Origin of the sequence: Ensifer sp. SSB1 (assembly GCF_016652895.1) — a bacterium.
Taxonomy (GTDB): domain Bacteria; phylum Pseudomonadota; class Alphaproteobacteria; order Rhizobiales; family Rhizobiaceae; genus Ensifer.
On record NZ_JAEPRP010000306.1, the window covers coordinates 1 to 4286 of the forward strand.

Genomic DNA, 4286 nt, shown 5'->3' on the forward strand with positions numbered 1-4286 from the left:
CGCTCGCTCCGTTCATCGGCATCATGGCGCATCAGTCTCTCGCCATCACATCGGCCGAGTACGCCGACGTCCTGATGAAGGCGGGCAAGCCCGAGACGTTCGACATGGTCCCGATCGGGACGGGTCCCTTCGCGTTGCAGGCCTATCAACAGGATGCCGTGGTCCGGCTCGTGCCGTTCAAGGAAACCTGGGGGGCGGCCATCGGCGACAAGAGCCACACGCCCATGGTCGACGCCCTGGTAATGGCGATCAGCGCCGATGCCCCGGTGCGGCTGCAACGTGCATTGGCGGGCGAATGCCAGATTGCGCTTTACCCCAACCTTGCCGACCGCGCCCAGATCGAGGACAGCGACACGCTCGAACTGATGCAGACGCCGGTGGCATCGACCGGGTTCATCGACTTCAATTTCCGCGACGAGAAGTTCAGGGACAAGCGGGTCAGAGCCGCACTGGCCGAGGCCATCAACGTCCCGGCACTCGTCGACACCGTCTATAACGGCATGGGCATCGCCACCGGCGCGCTCATCCCTCCGGTTCTCTGGGGACATGACAGCGAGCTGAAGCCGCACCCCTATGATCCGGAAAAGGCAAAGGCGCTTCTCAAGGAAGCCGGATATCCGGACGGCTTTTCGACCCAGATCTGGGCGATCCCTGTCTATCGTCCCTACATGCCGAACGGTCGCCGCGCCGCCGAGATGATCCAGGCCGACTGGGCCAAGATCGGTGTCAAGGCCGAGGTCGTTACCTTCGAGTGGGGCGAGTACATTCAGCGCGCCAGGGCGGGAGAGGCCCCGGTCGCCATGTTCGGCGGCATCTATGATTTTCCGGACCCGAGCCAGATCCCGAACAACTACTTCATCTGCGATTCCGACGGCAAGCCAAGCCCCTCCAACGTAGGCGCCTGGTGCGACAGCGAATTCATCAGCCTGATGAACGAAGCCGGGCGTATTGCGGACAAGGAGAAGCGCATCGAGCTCTACAAGAAGGCGCAGTCACGCTTCCACGAAGAAGCGCCTGCGGTCATCCTCGGTGGAGCCGATACACTGACGGCCGTCAGCAAGACCGTGCACGGCTTCCAGCCCGCCATTTTCGGTACGAGCCGCTTTTCGGGCGTGACCGTCGACTAGGCTCGCCACACCGGGCAAGCCATGCATTCGCATTGGAGCAAACATGAAAGTCCTGATCATTGGTGCCGGCATTCTTGGCGCCAGCACCGCCTATCACCTCGCGAAAAAGGGCGTCGACGTGGAAGTCGTCGACGCCCAGCACGAGGGAAAGGCAACCCTCGCCGGCGCCGGCATTGTCTGCCCATGGGCGACGAAGCTAGAAGACGGCGATTTCTATGACATGTACGCCGCTGGCGCAGCCTATTATGCCTCCCTGGTCGAGGGCCTTAAGTCGTTTGGCGAGACCGATCTCGGCTATGGCAAGGTCGGTGCGCTCGTCGTGGCCGAGGACAGGCAGGAGTTCGAGGCGGCCGCCGAGCGCGTGGCGCGGCGCGTTGCCAATGTGCCTGAAGCGGGCACGGTCGAACATCTGAGTCCGGCTGCGGCGCGCGAGAAGTTCCCGCCGCTGCGCGAAGGGATGGAAGCGATCTTTATCCCCGGAGCCGCGCGCGTCGATGCGCGCTTGCTCGCAGCCGCAATGCTGCGCGCCGCAAGCTCTCTCGGCGCAAAGGTCAGACAGGATCGCGTTTCATTGGCCTTGAAGGATGGACGCCCCGTCTGCACGGCCAGCGATGGAACAGCACTTGAAGCGGACGAAGTCGTCGTTACGGCCGGCGCATGGGCATCGCAGATTCTCGACCCGCTGGGCCTTCAGCATCCGGTCGCACCCCAGAAGGGCCAGATCATCCATCTTCGCCTGCCGGGCGTCCAGACATCGAACTGGCCCGTTCTCCTGCCAATGGGCAGCCATTACCTGCTGGCGTTCGATGATTCCCGCGTCGTGATCGGCGCGACGCGCGAGGACAATTCCGGTTTCGACTATCGCGTGACCGCGGGTGGCGAAGCCGAGGTCCTGAGCGCCGGACTGACGATCGCTCCGGGGCTTGCGACAGCGACACACATAGAAACCCGCATCGGCTTTCGCCCGGCGTCGAGCAACATGAAGCCCATTCTGGGCCGGGTTCCCGGTATCTCGGGCTTGACGGTCGGCAACGGCCTCGGCGCAGCCGGCCTCACCATCGGCCCCTTTGCCGGAAAGCAACTCTCCGAGTTGCTGACGGACGCTCCTCTCGACGTCGATCTCACGCGCTACGCCCCGGCGTAAATCGCCGGTCGGCTTTGAACTCACCATCAAATGGAAAAGGAACAATCATGGTAACGCGTTACCGGAAACATCGCATCATGCATGCAGCCGTGGAACACAATGGCCTTATCTTTGTCGGAGGCCACGCAGCCACCGACATTTCCGTCGGCATGAAGGAACAGACGCAGCAGGTCTGCGAAAAGTTGGACGGCGTGCTGGCCGAATGCGGCTCGGACAAGACCCAGCTCGTATCTGCCCGGATCTACATCAGCGACATGTCGAAGAAGGAAGAGATGAACGAAGCCTGGCTCGAATGGCTCGACGGCGACGACCTGCCCTCGCGCGCGACCATCGGCGTCGCCGATCTTGGCGATCCCAAGAGGCTTATCGAAGTCGTGGTCGTCGCGGCCAAGAACTAACGCGAGCTTTGGCAGGTCAGGCCTGCCTGTTCCGCTGCCATCTCTGCTAACGGACTGGCAGCGCGCCGAGTGTCTGGCGCGCTGCTTTTCTTTTGCCGCACATGAGCGGAAGCCGTTTGCCCGACGTGTCAGCAGCCAATTGAGCGCGCCCATCCGGCAGCGCGTCGCGCCGCCTCGGTCAGCATGGGTTTGGGGGCCTTGTACCACTCGTTCTCAGGAAGCCTGCGCTTGTCGCGAACATGGTCGATTGCGGCGTCCAGGGTCGGGAACTCTTGCGGCAGCGTGAGATGGAGAAACAACGACACGACAGCAACGGAGCGAGAGCGTCCGCCGCGGCAATTGATCAGCACTCCCCCGCGCTCACGTCTGGGATAGGACGGCTTCTCCGGCAGGATCTGCTCGAGCGCGGCCCGCAAGATGTAGTGCGCCGCAAGCATCTGCGTGTCCGGGTTTCCATCGCCGTCGATCAGCCCCACCTTGTAGTAGCGGATCTCGCCTGGGCCATGGACACTGTTTCGGTGATCCGAGACGAGCTGCGGCTCTCGGACGAAATTGAAATCCAGATTGACCGCGCAATTGACGACGGTCGTGATGCCGTTGCGACGCAGGAGATCGAGATCACTCGCGCCTTCCTTGCCCGAGATGAAGATGTCGACGTCATAGGTCGGATGCCTGGCATAGATGAGGCTGAGCCTTGGCAGCTCGCTGCTCGCCTTGTTGGCGGCCATCGTTTCGGTTGGTTCAATTTGCATGCTTTCCTCGTCTCCGCTCATGGCGCTGGAGCTTTGGCCGTACGGCCATCTGAAATGGCCTGCGCGACGCGGTTCAGGGTCGGATAATCGGCACCGGCGCCATAAGCCACATAACCGGGGCACAGATAATCGGCAGAACCGACCGGCACTTTGCCGAGCGGTAGGGGGCGGTAGCGCCCGCCGGCATTTCTGAGGATCAACGTCGCAGCGGCGACATCCCACGCATTGACGCCGAAGCCGGCCGCCGCGTCGACAAAGCCGGCCGCCACATGCGCGATGCTGAGGGCTGCGCTGCCGGGCCGGCGCAATGTCGAGAAGGTCTCGACCAGGTCGCCAAAGCGACGAAGGGCGACATCCTGTCCATCGAGGCGAAAGTCTCTCGAAACGGGATAGCCTGTGATCAGGGTCGCGCGGCTCTCGTCGCTCACTGCCTTAGAAGTGATGACGTCTCCATTCAGATAGGAGCGCTCGAGGTCACCCGAGAAAAGTAGGTCGGCGACCGGGTCGTAGACGACCCCTGCCACGACCACCCCCTCTTCGACTGCGGCGATCGACACGCACCAGAAGGCGAGCCCCCGAGCGAAATTCGCCGTTCCATCGATCGGGTCGACATACCACTGGATTTCACCCGCACCGACCTGACCGCCCTCTTCGCCGAGCATGGCCGAGTTCGGCTCGTTCGCAAAGATGTGGTCCCGGATCAGTGCCTCGGCGTTTTTGTCGTGGATCGTCACGATGTCGTGCAGGTCGCGCTTGTAGTCGACCGCCATTTCCGAGCGAAATGCCGCAAGGAGTGGCGCCCCCACGGCCCGGGCCGCGCCCTCGGCGATCTGCATCAGGTGGCGTGATCGGGCAAGTTTGCCCG

General features: G+C 62.8%; 5 protein-coding genes. 3 read left to right on the plus strand and 2 right to left on the minus strand.

The annotated features are described in order from the left end of the window. From I8N66_RS36285 to I8N66_RS36295, 3 genes are all read left to right on the plus strand, one after another. On the plus strand, positions 1-1127 hold a 1127-nt coding region (locus tag I8N66_RS36285), incomplete at its 5' end, for an ABC transporter substrate-binding protein (RefSeq protein ID WP_291165165.1). A 43-nt stretch (positions 1128-1170) separates the two neighbouring features. Beyond that, a complete protein-coding gene (locus tag I8N66_RS36290) occupies positions 1171-2271 on the plus strand; it encodes an FAD-dependent oxidoreductase (RefSeq protein WP_291165168.1) in 1101 nt (366 codons plus the stop codon). Between the two features lie 47 nt (positions 2272-2318). Next, positions 2319-2669, plus strand: coding sequence for a RidA family protein (locus tag I8N66_RS36295; RefSeq protein ID WP_291165171.1), 351 nt, complete (start codon positions 2319-2321; stop codon positions 2667-2669). A 128-nt stretch (positions 2670-2797) separates the two neighbouring features. Here the strand turns inward: I8N66_RS36295 and I8N66_RS36300 are convergent, their stop codons facing one another. Together I8N66_RS36300 and I8N66_RS36305 are read right to left on the minus strand one after the other, a co-directional pair. Then, the gene (locus tag I8N66_RS36300; RefSeq protein WP_291165174.1) at positions 2798-3421 is read right to left on the minus strand and encodes a dual specificity protein phosphatase; all 624 of its coding nucleotides are present in this window, start codon (positions 3419-3421) and stop codon (positions 2798-2800) included. Between the two features lie 17 nt (positions 3422-3438). Further along, the coding region (locus I8N66_RS36305) for an inositol monophosphatase (RefSeq protein ID WP_291165177.1) at positions 3439-4286 on the minus strand (848 nt) is incomplete at its 5' end.

What these genes read in the sequence shown, in the direction of transcription:
- I8N66_RS36295 (WP_291165171.1), top strand. Translation starts at nt 2,319, where the DNA reads ATGGTAACGCGTTACCGGAAACATCGCATCATGCATGCAGCCGTGGAA.
- I8N66_RS36290 (WP_291165168.1), top strand. Translation starts at nt 1,171, where the DNA reads ATGAAAGTCCTGATCATTGGTGCCGGCATTCTTGGCGCCAGCACCGCC.
- I8N66_RS36300 (WP_291165174.1), bottom strand. Translation starts at nt 3,421, where the DNA reads ATGCAAATTGAACCAACCGAAACGATGGCCGCCAACAAGGCGAGCAGC.